The 17,017-nt window shown below is 58.6% G+C and carries 13 protein-coding genes and 1 pseudogene; 2 read left to right on the plus strand and 12 right to left on the minus strand.

The window, feature by feature from the left end:
* Positions 1 to 355: 355 nt before the first annotated feature.
* The 10 genes and pseudogenes from O9X91_RS19245 to O9X91_RS19290 form a co-directional block, all read right to left on the minus strand.
* Positions 356 to 856 (minus strand): hypothetical protein, encoded by a 501-nt coding sequence (locus tag O9X91_RS19245; protein WP_142913879.1) that lies wholly within the window; start codon positions 854 to 856, stop codon positions 356 to 358.
* Between the two features lie 3 nt (positions 857 to 859).
* Positions 860 to 1,402 carry a hypothetical protein gene (locus O9X91_RS19250; RefSeq protein ID WP_142913878.1) on the minus strand — a complete coding sequence of 181 codons (543 nt, stop codon included), beginning with the start codon at positions 1,400 to 1,402 and terminating at the stop codon, positions 860 to 862.
* A gap of 28 nt (positions 1,403 to 1,430) precedes the next feature.
* A complete protein-coding gene (locus O9X91_RS19255) occupies positions 1,431 to 2,270 on the minus strand; it encodes a tetratricopeptide repeat protein (protein ID WP_244614285.1) in 840 nt (279 codons plus the stop codon).
* Positions 2,271 to 2,395: 125 nt separating this feature from the next.
* Complete coding sequence (locus O9X91_RS19260; RefSeq protein WP_244614284.1) at positions 2,396 to 4,396, minus strand: filamentous hemagglutinin N-terminal domain-containing protein; 2,001 nt, start codon at positions 4,394 to 4,396, stop codon at positions 2,396 to 2,398.
* The gene (locus O9X91_RS19265) at positions 4,393 to 5,349 is read right to left on the minus strand and encodes a ChaN family lipoprotein (protein WP_269833903.1); all 957 of its coding nucleotides are present in this window, start codon (positions 5,347 to 5,349) and stop codon (positions 4,393 to 4,395) included. Before O9X91_RS19265 ends, O9X91_RS19260 begins: the two co-directional genes overlap by 4 nt.
* Complete coding sequence (locus O9X91_RS19270) at positions 5,346 to 5,909, minus strand: invasion associated locus B family protein (RefSeq protein WP_142913877.1); 564 nt, start codon at positions 5,907 to 5,909, stop codon at positions 5,346 to 5,348. Before O9X91_RS19270 ends, O9X91_RS19265 begins: the two co-directional genes overlap by 4 nt.
* 102 nt (positions 5,910 to 6,011) lie before the next feature.
* Positions 6,012 to 7,673: a ShlB/FhaC/HecB family hemolysin secretion/activation protein gene (locus tag O9X91_RS19275; RefSeq protein ID WP_244614282.1), complete on the minus strand. Its 1,662-nt coding sequence runs from the start codon at positions 7,671 to 7,673 to the stop codon at positions 6,012 to 6,014.
* Between the two features lie 1,105 nt (positions 7,674 to 8,778).
* Entirely contained in the window at positions 8,779 to 9,231 is a 453-nt protein-coding gene (locus O9X91_RS23845) for a hypothetical protein (protein ID WP_306801666.1), read from the minus strand.
* Between the two features lie 250 nt (positions 9,232 to 9,481).
* Positions 9,482 to 9,944: pseudogene (locus O9X91_RS19285) on the minus strand (DUF1612 domain-containing protein); the annotation flags it as partial.
* A gap of 51 nt (positions 9,945 to 9,995) precedes the next feature.
* Positions 9,996 to 10,904 carry a hydrogen peroxide-inducible genes activator gene (locus tag O9X91_RS19290; RefSeq protein ID WP_142913876.1) on the minus strand — a complete coding sequence of 303 codons (909 nt, stop codon included), beginning with the start codon at positions 10,902 to 10,904 and terminating at the stop codon, positions 9,996 to 9,998.
* A 208-nt stretch (positions 10,905 to 11,112) separates the two neighbouring features.
* On the opposite strand from O9X91_RS19290, the gene katG reads away from it, so the two are divergent.
* The gene (gene katG / locus O9X91_RS19295) at positions 11,113 to 13,284 is read left to right on the plus strand and encodes a catalase/peroxidase HPI (RefSeq protein WP_142913875.1); all 2,172 of its coding nucleotides are present in this window, start codon (positions 11,113 to 11,115) and stop codon (positions 13,282 to 13,284) included.
* A gap of 155 nt (positions 13,285 to 13,439) precedes the next feature.
* Here katG and O9X91_RS19300 read toward each other — a convergent pair whose 3' ends face one another.
* Entirely contained in the window at positions 13,440 to 13,616 is a 177-nt protein-coding gene (locus O9X91_RS19300; RefSeq protein ID WP_269833902.1) for a hypothetical protein, read from the minus strand.
* 216 nt (positions 13,617 to 13,832) lie between these two features.
* On the opposite strand from O9X91_RS19300, the gene O9X91_RS19305 reads away from it, so the two are divergent.
* Positions 13,833 to 14,726: a helix-turn-helix domain-containing protein gene (locus tag O9X91_RS19305; RefSeq protein WP_202048355.1), complete on the plus strand. Its 894-nt coding sequence runs from the start codon at positions 13,833 to 13,835 to the stop codon at positions 14,724 to 14,726.
* A gap of 117 nt (positions 14,727 to 14,843) precedes the next feature.
* Here O9X91_RS19305 and O9X91_RS19310 read toward each other — a convergent pair whose 3' ends face one another.
* Positions 14,844 to 16,964, minus strand: a complete 2,121-nt coding sequence (locus tag O9X91_RS19310) for a TonB-dependent siderophore receptor (protein ID WP_142913874.1) — start codon at positions 16,962 to 16,964, stop codon at positions 14,844 to 14,846.
* Between the last annotated feature and the right edge of the window lie 53 nt (positions 16,965 to 17,017).

The following is a 17,017-nucleotide window of genomic DNA, read 5'->3' on the forward strand; positions in this document are numbered from 1 at the left end:
ATACTCCCAACAGCAAGGGCAATTGAATTCGTATTCGCGCAGGCGCAAACCCGGGGTCGTCAGCAGTTCTTGATGAGGACGGTCCACATATATTGCGTGGTCCATCCCGGATGGCGGTAAACCGGGCGGGATGTTTCCCTCACACTGGCAATTGTCGCGCCCGGCCTGCATTTTTCGAGGAGCACTTTTTTGCAGGATCGCTCCGTCGGGGTGATGATCGAATTGGTGCACGTCGCCGACATGATCTTTTCCCCGTTCAGTGTCGCGACCGGTTGTGGATCGGTGGGCCGGCAACCGGCAGCCAGGGCCAGCGAGAGGAAAACGGGAAGGAGACGCGTCATCTTCAAACAAGCCATTATTTTATTCCTTGCGACTGCCGTGCGTGCCGGAAGGCGATAGCTGCCTCAAGGAACGCGCGCGAACGCGACACTTCACCGGCAATCTCCTCGTCAAAACCGCGGATCAGCAATTTGCGATAGATATCCGAAGCATCCGGGTCGTTTTTCACCGAGACCGGCAACGCTGCCTTCTGCGCGCGACCGTAGGCCGCGACATCCCGCAGATTGTCGAAGAAGCCCGTATATTGGTTTCGGACCGCCGGACTGTAGCCGACAAGGGTGCCGTTGCGCCTGAAATAGGCGCAATCGTCGTTTTCAGGCGGCATCTGCCGGCGGGCGATTGTCAATCGATTTGCCTCATCGATCATCGTGCAAAACGCCTGTGCGTTGCGCAGATTCGCTTGTTCGATTTTTTCCCGCCTGGCTGCCTGTTCAGCAGACGGAGCAGCCCCCTGACATCCGACAAGTCCAATCAGGCTGAATGTGATCAACGCCTTGCCGACAAATGTAACGTGCATGGCTTACCTCGCGCCTGACGCCAGATATTGCCGACCGCGACCCGTCGCTACGGCCGCGTGAGAGAAAGCTGCAGTGTCAGCGACTGCGGCAACCTCGGCCTCCTTGAACCCGCGAAGGATCATCTTCCGATAAACGATTGCTCCATCCTCGGATTTCAGATCGGCTGGTATTTGCGTTTTCTTTGCGCGTTCCTCGTTGGTCGCCTTTTCCGCCGCCTGGGCGAGTGCAACGACACCGCCAATCGGCACGGGAATCCCGTTGAAGGCAAAATTCGGCAATGGCGTCGGGCGGCCGTCGAAACCCACAAGAGTATTGTTCCTGCGCATATAAGCGCAGTCGGGTGCATGCAGTGGCTTCTCATCCACCTTGGTCCTGCGCTGATTGAGCAAATCCACCAGTCCGCAATCCGCCTTGGCGACCCGGTCATTCTCGCGGTTATATTCGTCCTGTTTCGCCTGTTGCTCCGGAGAAAGCGGCTTTGCCGTCTGGCAACCCGCCAATAAAAGTGCAGCCCCCGCCGCGATAAAAATCGTCGTGATCTTCATAGTCCCTCTCGAAATTCAATGTGATTGATCAATTTGCTTCCACGGCCTGAGCCGGTTTCCAGTTGCGGGCGCGCGCCTGCGCGTCCTCAATCTCTGTCGGTGTCATGCTCGCTGTCAGGCGCTCGAGAGCGGCACGTGCGCCGGGATGTCCGCGTTCATTGGCGAGGTTGTAATAGAGGTGGGCGCGGATCGGATCGGCAGCCACGCCTTCACCCTTTTCCAGCATTTCGGCAAAACCGTAGAGCGAGACCGGGTTTCCGAGGGATGCGCCCTGTTCGAACAGCTTTACGGCCCTGGTAAGGTCCTGTTCGGTCCCGGTGCCGGTGCGAAGCAGTGCGGCCTCCATGTTGCGCGCGCCGGTGTGGCCATGTTGCGAGGCCTTCTCGTAATAACCGAAGGCAATTGCGGCATCCTCGGCGCGGCCGAGACCATCGAGAGCAAGACCTGCGCAATTGAACTGGGCTTCCGGGTTGCCGAGATCGGCGGCTTTGCAGATCAGTTCCGCTGCGGCAGCAAAATCCTGGCGGACATTTTCGCCGCGGAGATGCATGAGCCCCAGCCGGTTCATCGACGCAGCCGAACCCTTTTCCGCCGCAGCGATATAGAGAGCCCGCGCTTTCACCGCGTCGGGCGTAAAACCCACACCGAGCTCGACCATGCGCGCCAGATGAAAGCCGGCTTCTCCATCGCCCTTGTCAAAACCGTCGGCAAAAGCCTTTGCGGCATTGGTAAAATCCTTCTTTTCCAGAAGCGCCCTGCCATCTTCAAGAGAGCCAGCCGTTGCGGGTTGCGCCAAACCCAAAGTGCCCATGAGGGCGATAATGGCCAGAGAGGTGAGGACGGATCGGCGGCATGGTGTGTTGCGCATGGATTGAACTCCTTGATCGGGATTTTCCGGGTTAGCCCCGAGAGCAATTTCGTCTTTTTTCAGCACCGTGAGTTTGGGCGTCACGGCGAGCAAGAACGGCGATTTCCGGTGAATTCGGGCCGCCATCATCTACCGACCATCCCCGGGAAGAGCCCGATGGAGTCGAGGCCAAACGGGTATTCTTCGCCTGCTGTTTCCTTGAAGGTTTCGATACCTGAGGAGGCGAAGACACCATCTCTCGCCCGTAGCGCGCCCGCAGTCACCTGAACCGGGCGGAAGGCATTGATCGTGATGCTGCCCTGGGGTGCATCAAAGACACCGCCCTGATCGCCGGTCCCGATCCAAGCGGTCGATCCGCCCCAGAAATTATAGAGGCCGGTTGGACGCTGAACGACGGTCGGGATCGAGCCGCCCTCCAGCACCACGGAGGGAGCAGTCGCGTTGATGCTGCCATAGCTAACGATCTGGCCATATCTGTTCAGGATTGAGGATGAGGCGCGCAATTCGATATTGCCGTTGGCATTGATGGCGCCACCCGCGACACCTGTCGTGGATGAGCCATAACCGATGCAGGTCAACCTGCAGCGCTTGACGAATTGCAGGGAGCCGGACAGGCCACCCTCATTAAGGATGCTACTGCCTTCAATATACACCGACCCGGAATCAGCATTGATCGAACTGCCGCGGTTGACGATGTTATCGCCAGCCTTCACCGAAACGCTACTGCCGATTATATATGCTTGTCGGCCGGGTAGACGCGGCTGGCCGTAGTTTATGCTGATGGTTTCGGTCGTTTCGCGTGATTGCCACGCTGTGTACCAGAGGCGTTTGCCGTCGTCCTTCTGGTAATGCCAGACACCTTCCACGTTCAGGATGTCCGCAATATTAAGGATGTCCTTGCCTGCATCGATTGTCGTCTCGCTGTTGGAGAGGAGTCTGCCCGTGTTGTTGATAACGGAGCCTTCGGCCTGCACATCAAGCCTTCCCTCTGAACCAAAGACGATTGCCAGTTGATCGGTATTTTCGGTCAACAGTTTTACATCGCCAGCGGCTTTGACGAATGCCTGGCTTTTCCCGCTCATCAGAACACCGGTATTTGTGATGTCACCCGTTCCGGCAAGAAGCGTCAATGCGCCGTTGATGGCTTCGATTCTGCTTTGAGGCTGACTGGCCAGTGAACGGGCCTCTATCGAGCCTGCGTTAATGTGGACATTGCGCTTCGCTTCAATCGACCCGCTCGTCGTGACCTTGCCGGATGCATCGATAACGAAATCGCCAAATGCCGCGAGCCCGTTGCCTGCGTGGCTGACACCTGCGCCATTGCTGGTGGCGCGAATGCGGACCGTATTGGCCTTCAGCGTCCCGCGCGAGGTTATTTCAATGGCGAGAGAATTGTCGTTGCTTCCCTCATCTGTCATCCGTCCCCAGTTCTCGAGATCGGAGTTCGGCACGATCGCTGAATCGTATTCGACGGAACTGCCGCCGGCGGTCAGTTCTATAGACGAGCGCAATTGAGGAGAGCTGTTTTCGACAGGGCCGTCGATGCGGATACGGCCTGCCAGCATTTGCAGAGTACTCATGGCGCCAGACAAACCGCCAGGACCGACATTGATCGCACCGTCGGCAGTCTTGAGTACAATATTATCTTGATAGGACGTCGGTGTGATCTGTCGACTTACGATCGACGCCTTGCCGGTGGAAAGTACGACGCCGCCGGTGTTGTGGAAGGATGCGCCGTTCACGGAAATGCCGTTGGGATTGGCAATGATGACATGCGCGGGGTCGCCTACCACCCTCAGCGGGCCATTAAGATTGGAGATGCGGGAAGACGTCACTTCGTTCAGGATCGTGCGTGCATGGACCGTACTGTTGTCGAGATTGACCCCGAGAGGGCTGACAGAAAACTCCGTATAAGTATTGTGGCTGATGGTGGATCCGGGGCTGCCGACCGGGTCGGCTATATGAACCGTCGTTGCACCGGTCACGACATCGGCGCTCGTCCTCGTATTGCTGCCACCGTCGGGAATGACCTGCGCGACGGCGGGCTGCGCAACACCGCACAGCAACAAGGACAGGCTAGCTGCAAGGGAATGCTTCATGTTCGCCAACTTGAACGTACGTCTCATCTGGAGATGGGCCCCCCTGTCTTGCTCGTCAGTCCTGTCAGTTTGCACGGGTCGACCAGTTCAGCCTTGCCGACGATCCACAGGTAATCGTAGAGGAGGCGCTCCTCGTCGGTGATATTTTCACCTTCGGCGAAAGCGCCAACGGTCAGAACCGACGCGTCTGCCTGGGCAAGGACATGATAAAGAGAGCGGTCCTTGCGGCCGTGGCCACGACCGACCTGCAGTAAAACACCATGCTTCAACGCGCGGGCCTGCTCCGCAGCGCCGGCCATGGAAAGATCGCGGCGAATCTGATGGTCGGCGTTCTGCGCGGCCTGCCGGTCCGAGATCAGTCCGCAATGCGCTGCCATCATTGCCTTCGTCCAGCTCTCGCGGACTGCGGTTTCGGCTGCACCGAGCCGTTTGCGGATCGCCTTTTTCTCGTTTGGCGTCAGTTCACCCGTGCGTCCGTCTTTCTCCGCCAGATCGCCGCCACGTAACGGAACGCGAAGGCTGAATATGCGCTCAACGAGCGGCAACCAGTTGTCGAAGGCTGGCCAGCCTCGCGTCCACCATTTAAGTTCTGCGCCGAGCCCGGCCGGTGTTTCCGGATGTTTTTTGCGATAGAGGGCAATTGCCGCATCATCGTCGCGCGAGAGCATTTCCATCACGACGGTTACGGGACGATCATCCTTTGCCATTGCCGACATCACACAGGACGACGCAACCGCCTGCTCCCTGACGCCATGCCGTTCGCCAAAGAGCAGGTAATCCACCTTGCCGACGCGACCGGCCAGATCGGCAAAAGAGATCGGGCGGCTGTTGGACACTTCTTCGATCCTGCCCGTGCAGTCCTTGAACTCGCCGGGTGCCGCCAACCCTTGTCCTGCCATCGATAGCCAGCCTGCCGCCATCAGTCCGGCAAGCAGCACATGGCGAGCTATCCCTGCGCATATCTTCCTGTCTGGTCTCATGGTATTGCCGCATCCAGCGCGTCGATACCGGCGCTGATCCCGTTGAGTGAAACCTTGAGCGGAATGGTGGTTGCCTTGGTGTCCTTGAGAGCGACCGTCAGAACATTTCCCTTGCGCAATGCGCCGAGCAGCGAGCCGTTGAGAGCAAAGCCGGCGTGGCATCCGGAAATATTGCAGGTCTCGAAGATAACGCGCTGTGTCTGCCCGCCATCGATCTTCAACTCCAGACCTGCCGGCAGATAGACGTTCAGGGGCGTCGAAATGATCGCGACGCGCTGTTTTCCCTGCCTCGCAATATTGAACAGAAAGACGACATCCTTTCCGCCGTTGACGGCCTGGGCCTGCTGGAGACGGCATGTCGCGCTTTCCGCTTTCGGGGTGTCGGCAGCCGCCTGTGGCTTGCAGACCAGTTCCCAATCGCCATAACGCCTAGTATCTACGACTGCTTCTGCCGCAACCCCGGAAGTCTCTCCCCGGACAGCGGGAGCCTTGCCGTCATCCACATTTGCTTTCGCCGCAGGAGCGATCAGCAGCAATCCAACGGCAACAAGCGCCGCCATGCCAATTCCGGATACTGATGAGACCCGCCGGCGGCACAGCGCAAACGTGAGGTGATTATCGTCAGCATCTCTTGAGGGAAGATCGAACAAAAAAGGCATGGCTCAAAAAACCTTCAAACGCAGTGTCATGAACAACTCGCCCTTTTCTTCGTTCACGCGCCGGCTTCGGCTGTCTTCGGCAACCCGCCAGGCGTAGCCGACATCGAAAGAAAGCCTTGGGCCGCCATATCGCAGGCCCACACCACTGCCGACCCGGTATCCGGTGACTTCATTGGCAACGTCGCGGCCCAGCCCTGCGTCGAGAAAGAGATAAGGGTTGAGACGGGAGAGGGTCGTTCGCGCCCATTCCGACGATGGGGCGGATATTTGCACTGGACCCTGGCTGTCCGGCTGTGTGCCTGATCCGGCTTTCCCCAAAAGCAAATCGATCGGCATGGCGAATGCGACCTCGTTGCGCCACACCGCACCCCGGTCAGCCTTGAAGCTTCCGTTGGAAAAGCCCCGTACCGAGCTGCGCGAGCCGATTGTCATCTGGTCGTCGGAATAAAGCGCGGTTGCCGCCCATTGCGTTGACAGGCTGGAGGAAACGGAGGCGCGCCCGGGAAAGACATAAGACCCCGAAAGAGATGCATCCAGCTTTGTAAACTGGCTGTGGGGTGTGGAGGCGTCGATATCGTCGGCATCGTCGCGTGCATTGAAGATGGACAGCCCCTGGCTGGCACCGATCCGGGCCGACACGTTGGCGCGTTCGAAGAAACGGCTGTAAGTCAGACCCGCTTGAACTGGAGAAACGCGCTGATCCATCAGCGCAACGCCGTTGATGTAGCGGTTCTGTTCGCGATGCGTGACTGTGAAATCGGCGACGAGCCGCTCCGTGCGCGATGAATGAACGATCCAGTCGGCACCTGCGCTGACGTTCCAGGTCGTCATGAACAACTCGGAAAGCGGGCCGAGGTCGATCATGTTTTCGGACCAGTCGCCCTTCAGCCTCATTGTGGCGCGTCCGATGGGAACCGCGAAATCGCCACTCAGTTCGTTGGTCTCGACGCCGCTTTTAAGCGTCAGCCCCCACATGTCGTTGATGCCGATGAGATTGTCTTTTTCCGCCGTGATCCCGAAGCGCAACTTGTCAACGCCTTCGATGGATTCCGTGTCGTAGCCGCCGTAGAGCCTGAACGCGTCATTGACGCGGTTCGTGATCTGCACGTCGGAGGTCGCCGGCCTCTTGCCCGGAACAAGCTCCGCCTTGGCCTTGTTAGAAGGAACCCTGTTGAGGCTATCAAGTGTGTCCTGCAGGCGATCGACATGCAGGACATCGTCTTTGGCAATTGTGCCAGTCATGGCGATCCGGGCGGACGGCGGCAGCAAGGTCAGGCGTTCGAGATCGTCATCAAGGCCCTCCCACCAGGCATCTGCCTGTTGCACGAATTCGGAAATGGACGTGGAGCTTGCAACCTTGCCACTCAATTCCGCCATCCGGGGAAAGAACCCCTTATAAGGCTGCTGCTCCTCTTTGTAGAGAACAGCATCGATCCGACCGGGCACAACGCGCAGGACCAGCGTCCTGCTGGCGGCAATGTCCTGCTCCGGCAACCAGGCCTGCGTCGTGGCAAAACCCCTGTCGGCAAAAAGGCCGTTTACCGCCTTGAGCAATCCGCCGACGCTTTCGTTGCTCTGGCAGGACAATGCGAAGGGTCTTGTCACGTCCTCCACGGCTTCACTGTCAATGAGTTCGTGGCCGCCTTCGATGCGGATCGTGTCCACGGGGAAACATGGCGAAGCACCGGACGTCGCATTATCAGATGCGGGGCCGGCAAATGTCTGGATCGTAAGGGCAGGCTCCTCCGATACAGCAACACCTGAATCTGCCTGGCCTGTGTTTGCCTCCGCCGGCGGCCGCCCTTTGAGATCATCCCGTGACAATGCCGCTTGTGGAGCAAAGCAAAGAGCTGCGCAGAGAACGACGACCGAGTTTCGCAACGCGGGGGAGGCCGGTGCGATACCGCCGATCACCTTCCTGTCGAAACCACATACTGCAGATGATTTGGTAGCTGCCGGAACGACAAATCGCGCTCTGGCCAGATATCTGGTCATCAATAAACTTCAACCCCATGTTGCCCAATGCGACGCATTAATCAATAGAGAGTAATTTGCAAGACAACTCTGGCGCGCTTATAAAAAGAATGAGAATTGAGTTACCAATTTGCATCAGTTATGCGTTGAATTTCGCTGAGATTGGAGCTCGAGCTGTGCTGGCCAGAGCGAATTCAAAGGTCGATACTTTAGGTCAGTATTATATTTAAGTGTTTGCCATCGCTGGTTTATTTCTTCCGGCCGAAGTTAAGCAGGCAGCCGGCTGCAGGCAATTTGATTCGTCGGAGTATGGAATGAGAAAAATCACAGATGATTATTTCGGCCTGTAGCAATTTGCCGGCGTTGGCACCAATTACACCGAATCGAGGAAAGATTATTTACTTGCCAGACCAGTAAGGGCGAAGATAAACGACCTTTACGTGTGTTTTCCAGGTGGCGATGGGGGGCGTAGGCTCGCGGGCCAGACCCTATTTTCGCTGAAGCAGGAAAGAGCCAGGCGCTGGGGAGCCAAAAATCCACCTTTCCAGCCGGAGATCAGGTATTTTCCCCCTGCCAAACAGGTAACTCCTATTGCTTCATTACCTCTGTCAATCGGCATCGTAACGGGCCCCCTTATCGGCTACCAAAAGGGGAGCTAACTCAATCTAGCTGATGTTCTGCATTCAATTGGCCCTGTTTTCGAAGGAGGATCAGCGCCATGCGAGTCCATTTTCGGCTTTCCGATCTAATCCCTGCTGAGCTGGACGCGTCGACAGTGCATCATGGGTCATTACCGTCAAAGAACGGCTGGATCCATGCGAGGCGATGATGAGATGCGCCAACCCCGATGATCTTCTGCAGCTTGGAACGCATCTTCAAACCGCCCAATCAGCGGCCTGATCATGTCAGGACCCGGCGCAATGTGTTCGCCGACCTTCACATGTTGTGTTCTCATTTGCCCTGGAACCATTTTGATTTCTGCGGCCGTGTCTGGATTGCGGACCGTAAGCAGCTCATCGGGTAACCGTCGGCAGAATTCTCCGTGTGTCCAGCAGATGCCGTCGAGCGATAAAACAGGAAAAGGCATTTCGCTGCTATCGATCAACTGCTGCACTTCAATATGGGCACGCGCCTCAAGCTGAAGGTTCCGCTTCTCAGGTTCTTGCGCATACTCACCCGCCATTGCGCGGTCGATGTCGATAGGAAGCGTGTTGTGCCCTTCAATGATATTCGAGCAATAACAGTTCATCTAACGCACAGAGCCTCCGACCGACGCCCACATAATCGGGTGCAGCCGTGCCGCGAACCGATGGGCTGCCGAGGTAAGTTCGATGGCGACGTCTTCCAACTCTCTGTTGCTGTCGGGAAACAGTTGTTCCATGCTCGCGAAGGTGACCATATTTTGCCGATTTTTGCCGGTCCATGACAAACCAGAGAACCTGGACCGATTATGAGGCCAGCGATATTCCAGACCACGATGTCAGGTCGCTATCTGCTTATTACAATACACCCCGGGCCCGAAACCTCCGCCTCGTCTTCTCGCGCATCCCGAGCTCGCTAACTATCCGACGCGCCGCCCTGCAGCATGACATCCAGCGTCTTCGCCAAGATCGTTGCTGATACGAATGGCTTCGCCATAACGAGCTCGACAAGTTCCGGCAGCTTTGAAGACGCCCGCCGCCCGTCCAGTTTTCTGTCGAACATCGTTTTTACCACGGTCAGCCGGTCATGCTCATTCATGCCGATCTCGGCGGCCGCCAAAAATCCCTGGGCGACGGCAAGGAGCCGCGTGTCTCGATTACGATGCCGGCGCCGATCGACGGGGATGGTTTTCAGGCCGAGATTGATGGCGGCGAGGCGAAGGCCGGTGGTGATGCCCGCTTCCCGCAAGATTGAGGCAGCAAAAAGCCGGCCAAGCCAAGGTGCATGCTGCAGGACGGAACGCTCGTTCCAGGCATCTAGATGCCGTAAGGATGAGGCACCTCACAAGTAGCCCGTTGGGTGGCGGATTCTTCAGCCGGCGGCCGCCAGCTTCTGGAGGCCGCATTCGCGGACGATCTCCGCAATATGGGCGAACTGCGCCGAGAGCGGATTGCTCTTGCGCCACACGATGCCGATGGTGCGGGAAGGACGAGGCTCCGCCAGTCGGAACACAGAGACCGTGGATTGCCGTGTCTCCATGTCGACCGCCATCTGCGGAATGAGCGTCACGCCGATGCCGGCGCCGACCATCTGCACAAGGGTGGAGAGCGAGGAGCCTTCCATCAGCACGCGCGGCGGCGCATTGGTCGTGCTGCAGAAGGAAAGCGCCTGGTTGCGGAAACAATGGCCTTCTTCCAAAAGCAGCAGGCGCATTTCGCCCAGCTTGTCGGCGCTCGGCACCGGCATGCCCGCATCCTCCATCGGCCGCACCAGGATGAATTCCTCCGAAAACAGTGGAACTTCCTCCAGCGCCGGCTCCGAGACGGGCAGGGCGACGATCGCCATGTCCAGCCGGGCTTCCAGAAGGTCGTCGATGAGTTTCTGCGTCACCGCCTCGCGCGGGCGGGCCTCCAGTCCGGGATAATGTCGCGTGAGTGTCTTGATAATCTGTGGTAAAAGATAGGGTGCGACGGTGGGAATGACGCCGATGCGCAGGCGCCCGCTGAGCGGCCCATGCCGCGCCCGCGCCAGATCCTGCAACTCATCCACCGAACGCAAGATCGAGCGGGTTCGTTCGGCGAATTCCTCACCAAGCGCCGTCAGCCGGATTTGGCGGCTGCTCCGTTCGACGAGCGGCGCGCCGATCAGTTCTTCCAGCTCCCGGATCTGCAGCGACAGCGCCGGTTGGGAAATCGCGCAAGCCTCCGCCGCCCGGCCGAAATGGCCGATCTTGGCCAGCGCATCGAAATAACGGAGATGTTTCATGGAGAGCGCAATCATAAGCTCAGCATATCGCAGCCTTTAGAATATACAATTGGAAATTATGGAACCCGGCTGTTAGTCATCTTCATGACAGAAAGAGGCTGTAGCTGTGAGAGGTTACCAGCGTCGCTGCACGGTTTCCCATGACCAACTGCTGGCTCTGGCTTCCACGCTGCACATGTCGAATTGATTATTGGTTTAATTGTCAAACCCATCGGAGGGCGAAATGGACGCAACTTCAAAACCGGCTGGCAAGTGTCCTGTCATGCACGGAGGCAACACGGCCTCGGGTAAATCGGTGACCGAATGGTGGCCGAACGCGCTGAACCTCGACATCCTGCATCAGCACGATACCAAGACCAATCCGCTCGGCACCTCCTTCAACTATCGCGAAGCCCTGAAGACGCTCGACGTCGAGGCGCTGAAGGCCGATCTGCGAGCGCTGATGACCGACAGCCAGGACTGGTGGCCGGCCGACTGGGGCAGCTATGTCGGCATGATGGCGCGTGTTACCTGGCATGCGGCGGGCTCCTACCGCGTGACTGACGGTCGCGGCGGCGCCAACACCGGCAACCAGCGTTTTGCCCCGCTCAATTCCTGGCCGGATAACGTCAACACCGACAAGGGCCGCCGCCTGCTGTGGCCGATCAAGAAGAAATACGGCAACAAGATTTCCTGGGCGGATCTTATCGCACTCGCCGGCACCATCGCCTATGACGTCGCCGGTCTGAAGACCTTCGGTTTCGCTTTCGGTCGTGAGGATATCTGGGCTCCGGAAAAGGACACCTATTGGGGTGACGAAAAGGAATGGCTGGCGCCGAGCGACGGCCGTTACGGCGATGTGACCAAGCCCGCGACGCTGGAAAACCCGCTTGCCGCCGTGCAGATGGGCCTCATCTACGTCAACCCGGAAGGCGTCAACGGCAAGTCCGATCCGCTGGCGACCGCCGCACAGATGCGTGAGACATTCGCCCGCATGGGCATGGACGACGAGGAAACCGTGGCTCTGACCGCCGGCGGTCACACCATCGGCAAGTCGCATGGCAATGGCAGCGCCGCCAACCTCAGCCCCGATCCGGAAGCCGCCGGCCCGGAATATCAGGGTCTTGGCTGGATGAACACCAAGGGTCGCGGCATCGGTCGCGACACGGTGGTGTCGGGCATTGAAGGCGCCTGGACCAGCCATCCGACCAAGTGGGACAACGGCTTCTTCGACATGCTGTTCAAGCATGAGTGGACGTTGACCCACAGCCCCGCCGGTGCATCGCAATGGGCGCCGATTACCATCGCCGAGGAAGACAAACCGGTGGACGTCGAGGACGCCTCGATCCGCACCATTCCCATGATGACCGATGCCGACATGGCCCTGAAGGTCGATCCGATCTACCGCGAGATTTCGCTGAAATTCAAGGACGATCAGGACCATTTCTCCGAGGTCTTCGCTCGCGCCTGGTTCAAGCTGACCCATCGCGACATGGGGCCGAAGTCCCGTTACATAGGCCCGGATGTTCCCGCTGAAGACCTGATCTGGCAGGATCCGATCCCGGCAGGCTCCACGAGCTACGATGTCGCTGCCGTCAAGGCGAAGATCGCCGCTTCCGGCCTTTCGGTTGCCGATCTGGTCTCGACCGCCTGGGACAGCGCCCGCACCTTCCGCGGTTCGGACAAACGCGGCGGCGCCAATGGCGCACGCATCCGCCTTGCACCGCAAAAGGACTGGGAAGGCAACGAGCCCGCCCGTCTTTCCCATGTGCTCTCGGTTCTGGAGCCGATTGCCCGTGAAACCGGCGCGAGCATCGCGGATGTGATCGTTCTGGCCGGTAATTACGGTGTGGAACAGGCGGCGAAAGCGGCTGGCTTCGACATTGCCGTGCCTTTCGCGGCCGGCCGTGGCGATGCTTCCGCCGAGCAGACGGATGCCGACAGCTTTGCCCCGCTTGAGCCCCTGGCGGATGGTTTCCGCAACTGGGTGAAGAAGGACTATGTCGTCAGCCCTGAGGAACTGCTGCTGGATCGCGCACAGCTTCTGGGCCTGACCGCGCCGGAACTGACCGTGCTCATCGGCGGCCTGCGCGTCATCGGCGCCAATTACGCCGGTACGGCCCATGGCGTGTTCACCGACAAGCCCGGCGCGCTGACGACGGACTTCTTCACGACGCTGACGGATATGGCCTATTCCTGGGTTCCGACCGGCAACAATCTCTATGAGATTCGTGACCGCAAGACCGGGGCAGCCAAGTATACGGCGACCCGCGTCGACCTCGTCATTGGTTCGAACTCCATCCTGCGCGCCTATGCGGAAGTGTACGCGCAGGATGACAGCAGGGAGAAATTCGTGCGTGACTTCGTCGCCGCCTGGACGAAGGTGATGAACGCCGACCGTTTTGACCTTCTGTAAGAAAAACCCGGCTGTTTAAGAGGAAACACCTCCCCGAGAAATCGGGGAGGTGTTTTGCGTTCTATTCACCGCCAAGGCGCAGTGTGTGCCGCGACGGCGCAAGATTGCTGGACGCCTTATAGGCCCGCATTATCTTGTTTGCGCGGACGGTTTTCCTATCGCCGGTCCGAGGACGGAACCGGTTTGCCGGTCGGGGTTTTTCCGGCGTCTGGCGACGGGGCTTTGCCGTCCTTCTCGTTTTCATGCGCGTCCGGCCCAGCCACGATCACACCACGGCCGTGCTCTTCGCGCTTCTTGTCTGCGAAGTCGACCGGTTCCTTCTTGTTGTCCATGTTAACCTCCGTTGTTGCACTTCTGTCAGGAGTTCAACGGCCGTCATGAGCAGAGGTTCCAGCGCGGTCGCCGCAGCGAATGTTTCACTTTATAACGATCTTTGCTATTAACATGAATTGATGAGTCATGTTAATGGGACGGGGCGCGATGACTGGCGCGTGCGCCTGTCTTTTGATTTCACCCGATCCAGACCCGACAACCGGACGGTACCCGCATTGAGTTTCTGGCATTCCATGACCTGGCACACGGAAGGCATCAGCGTCACTGCGCCGGTGAAATGGCGCCAGTTCGACGGGCTGGTCAGTGCTTTCTGGGAGGCGGAAAGCCAGATGGGGGCGAAGGGTTATTATCTGGCCGCCGATCCGCGTATCATGATCTTTTTCAACGATGTCTCCTCGCGCATCAGCATGTCCAACCGCAATGGCGAATTTACCAACCATTCGCGGCCGATGACACGGGCGGTTTATGTGCCCGCCGGCGTGCCGATGTGGACGAGCAGCAGCGCTACCCATCGGTTCTCACATCTCAACCTGCATATTCATAAGGACCGGTTGTTGCGCTTCCTGTCACCTTCGGTCGGCAGTTCCGCGGCGATGTCGGCGCTGCGTCGCCCGGTTGAGATACAGGACATCGGTTCGGTGGAAACCCTTGCCGGCCTGCTTGTCGATGAGCTCTCCGAACCCTCGAAACATGCGGTCTATGCGGAAAGTCTTGTCGGCAGCATCGTTGCCGGCCTGCTGGATATTCCCGGCCCAGCGCCGGAGCAGGCTAATGGCAGGCTGACGCAGGCGCAGTTGAACAAGCTTCTTGCCCAGGTCGAAAAACGTGGCGACGACCGTATGACGGTTGCCGAGATGGCCGATATCGTCGGGCTTTCGGAAAGCTGGTTCGCCACCGTATTTCGCCAGACCACCGGCAAGACGCCGCTGCAATGGCAATTGGAGCGGCGCATCAATGCCGCCCAGAAACTTCTGCTGGAAGGCGATCTGACGGTGGCCGATATCGCCGCCCAGCTCGGCTTTTCCGATCAGGCCCATCTGACCAAGGCTTTCCGCCAGTCCGTGGGCAACACGCCCGCCGCCTGGCGACGTCTGCACAAGCTGCTTTGACGGGGCGAGATCGGTGTCTTGATGCGGGCTGGTCAGATCCTCGGGACAAGCCCGAGGATGACGTGATGTGTGAGGAAATATATGCAATATTTTGAAAAATATTGCTAATATAGATTTTCACCACGTTTTTCGCAAGGTCACGGAAAACGCCCGGCCGGGATTATAAAAGTCAGCGCCGAACCCGCCATAAGAGACGTGTTTTTCGTTGAAGATGTTGGAAACATTGACGTCCAGCGAGGCGGTTTCCTGAATCTTGTAGCTGAACGCGGCATCCACGGTCACGCTGCTTCCTGTTTCGACCTTGTTGGCATTGTCGAAATAATAAGCGCCGGTGTAGCGGCCGCCGAGACCGAAGGTCATGTCGCCGAAATGGTCGTTGCCAGCAAGCGTATAATTGACCCACAATGAAGCCTGATGCTCTGGCACGAATTGCGGCCGGTTGCCGACATTGCCGCCGGTGCCGTTTTCGGTGATTTCCGCGTCGAGATAGGAGTAGGCCGCCGTCAGGCTGAGATTGTCGGTCACTTCCGCCTTGGCTTCGAGATCGAGACCGCGTACGCGCACCTCGCCGATGGCGGTCGGCAGGCTGGTGATCGGGCTGGTAACGGTAATGTTGTTCTTCTTCAGATCGTAGATCGAGGCGGTGAACAGGGCCGGGAAAGCGTCGGGCCGGTATTTCACCCCGAGTTCGATCTGCTCGCCGCGTTCGGGCTCGACCGTCAGGCCGGATGCGGGCACTACCGATTCGGCATAGCTGATATAAGGCGCGATTTCGTTGGTGACCTTGTAGGACACGCCGATGCGCTTGGTCAGTTCGCTGATGTCGCCGCTGGCCGTCGTGCCATTCAGCCGATTGGTCTGCTCGGTGTCGATCCAGTCGTTGCGCAGGCCGGCGCTGACGATCAGCCTGTCGAAGAAGGTGAAGTCCTGCTGGAGATAGATCGCCTTGGTCTTCTGGTCCGTCAGGGAGTCGGCATAGAGCGGCACGGAAGCGGGTGCGCCGGTATAGACCGGGTTCATCCAGTTGATGCTCGGCGCAGCACCGAAGTAGCTTTTGCTGCCGGATTCGTAGTTGTTATAAAAAACGCCGACGAGGCTGCGGCTTTCGACATTTTCAACCCGCGTGTCATATTGCAGGCGTGTGTCGATCAGGAAGTTTTCGGTCTCGGTGTCGTTTCCGAAATAGGACCGGTTGGCGATGGTCGAACCGTTGGTCGGTGTCGACGAGATATAGGCGTAACCGAAGTCCGTATTCGCCTTGCTGTAGCGCGCATTGGAACTCAGCGTCAGGCCGGAGCCGAAATCGTGGTCGAACATCACGCTCAGCGAATTGCGGTTCGTGCCGCGATAATTGTAGTCCGGTTCGCCGAAGAAGCGGCTCCGGTCGAAATGCGAGCCGACGGGATGACCGCCCCCGCCCGGAACGCCATCCTTGTTCAGATGATCGTAAACCACGGTAAGGCTGGTGACGTCCGTGGGGCGCCAGGTTAAGCCGCCCATGAAGAATTTCTCGTCGTCGCGGGAATAGTCATATTCCGCATCGGCATTTCTGAGCTTGCCGGTCAGGCGATAGGACAGCGTGTCGTCGCTGGTGATATTGTCGCCAAAGTCGAAGCCGGTTTCGGCGCGGCCATAGGAGCCGCCGGTGACATAGGCTTCACCGAAACGGGTGCGTTTCGGCACCTTAGTGGAATAATTCACCGAGCCGCCGGGATCCGAGACGCCAAAGGTGGTGGAATTTCCGCCCTTCAGCACTTCCACGCGCTCATAGGCATAGGTTTCTTCGCGCAGCGCGCCGAAGGGACGGCCAAGCGTCAACCCGTCGCGATAGGTATAGGCATCGAAACCGCGAATCTTGAAATAGTCGAAACGGTCGTCGGAGCCGTAAAAATCCGTTGTCACACCGGCGGTATATTGCAGCGCCTCTTCCACGCTCTGCACGCCGCGCTGCTGCATTTCCTTGGCGGTGATGACGGAGACGGAGGCCGGTGTGTCGAGAATATCGGTCGCCATCTTGCTGCCGCTCGTGGTGCGGGTGGCGACAATGGACTTCTGGTCATTGTCGCCGCTTTCGATGGTGATGCGCTCCAGAACCGTGCTGCCGCCCGTATTGGCAGCTTCCTGCGCCAGCAGGGAGCCGGGCAGGGTAGCGACAAGCGCCGTGCAGGCAAGCAGCGCCGCATCCTGATAACGACGTCGCGTGGTTTTGCGGTGTCTGCCTTCGGTTTCGATATTCATTGGTATGTTCCAGACGTTGATGCCCCGACCGCCGCTTGCACGGCCCACTCTCG

Origin of the sequence: Agrobacterium salinitolerans, from assembly GCF_027498475.1 — a bacterium.
Taxonomy (GTDB): domain Bacteria; phylum Pseudomonadota; class Alphaproteobacteria; order Rhizobiales; family Rhizobiaceae; genus Agrobacterium; species Agrobacterium salinitolerans.

Bases quoted from the DNA above. Each gene is read 5' to 3' on its own strand.
- O9X91_RS19265 (WP_269833903.1), bottom strand. From the start codon at position 5,349: ATGAGACCAGACAGGAAGATATGCGCAGGGATAGCTCGCCATGTGCTG.
- O9X91_RS19310 (WP_142913874.1), bottom strand. From the start codon at position 16,964: ATGAATATCGAAACCGAAGGCAGACACCGCAAAACCACGCGACGTCGT.
- O9X91_RS19300 (WP_269833902.1), bottom strand. From the start codon at position 13,616: ATGGACAACAAGAAGGAACCGGTCGACTTCGCAGACAAGAAGCGCGAA.
- O9X91_RS19255 (WP_244614285.1), bottom strand. From the start codon at position 2,270: ATGCGCAACACACCATGCCGCCGATCCGTCCTCACCTCTCTGGCCATT.
- O9X91_RS19250 (WP_142913878.1), bottom strand. From the start codon at position 1,402: ATGAAGATCACGACGATTTTTATCGCGGCGGGGGCTGCACTTTTATTG.
- O9X91_RS19270 (WP_142913877.1), bottom strand. From the start codon at position 5,909: ATGGCGGCGCTTGTTGCCGTTGGATTGCTGCTGATCGCTCCTGCGGCG.
- O9X91_RS23845 (WP_306801666.1), bottom strand. From the start codon at position 9,231: ATGAACTGTTATTGCTCGAATATCATTGAAGGGCACAACACGCTTCCT.
- O9X91_RS19290 (WP_142913876.1), bottom strand. From the start codon at position 10,904: ATGATTGCGCTCTCCATGAAACATCTCCGTTATTTCGATGCGCTGGCC.
- katG (WP_142913875.1), top strand. From the start codon at position 11,113: ATGGACGCAACTTCAAAACCGGCTGGCAAGTGTCCTGTCATGCACGGA.
- O9X91_RS19260 (WP_244614284.1), bottom strand. From the start codon at position 4,396: ATGAGACGTACGTTCAAGTTGGCGAACATGAAGCATTCCCTTGCAGCT.
- O9X91_RS19245 (WP_142913879.1), bottom strand. From the start codon at position 856: ATGCACGTTACATTTGTCGGCAAGGCGTTGATCACATTCAGCCTGATT.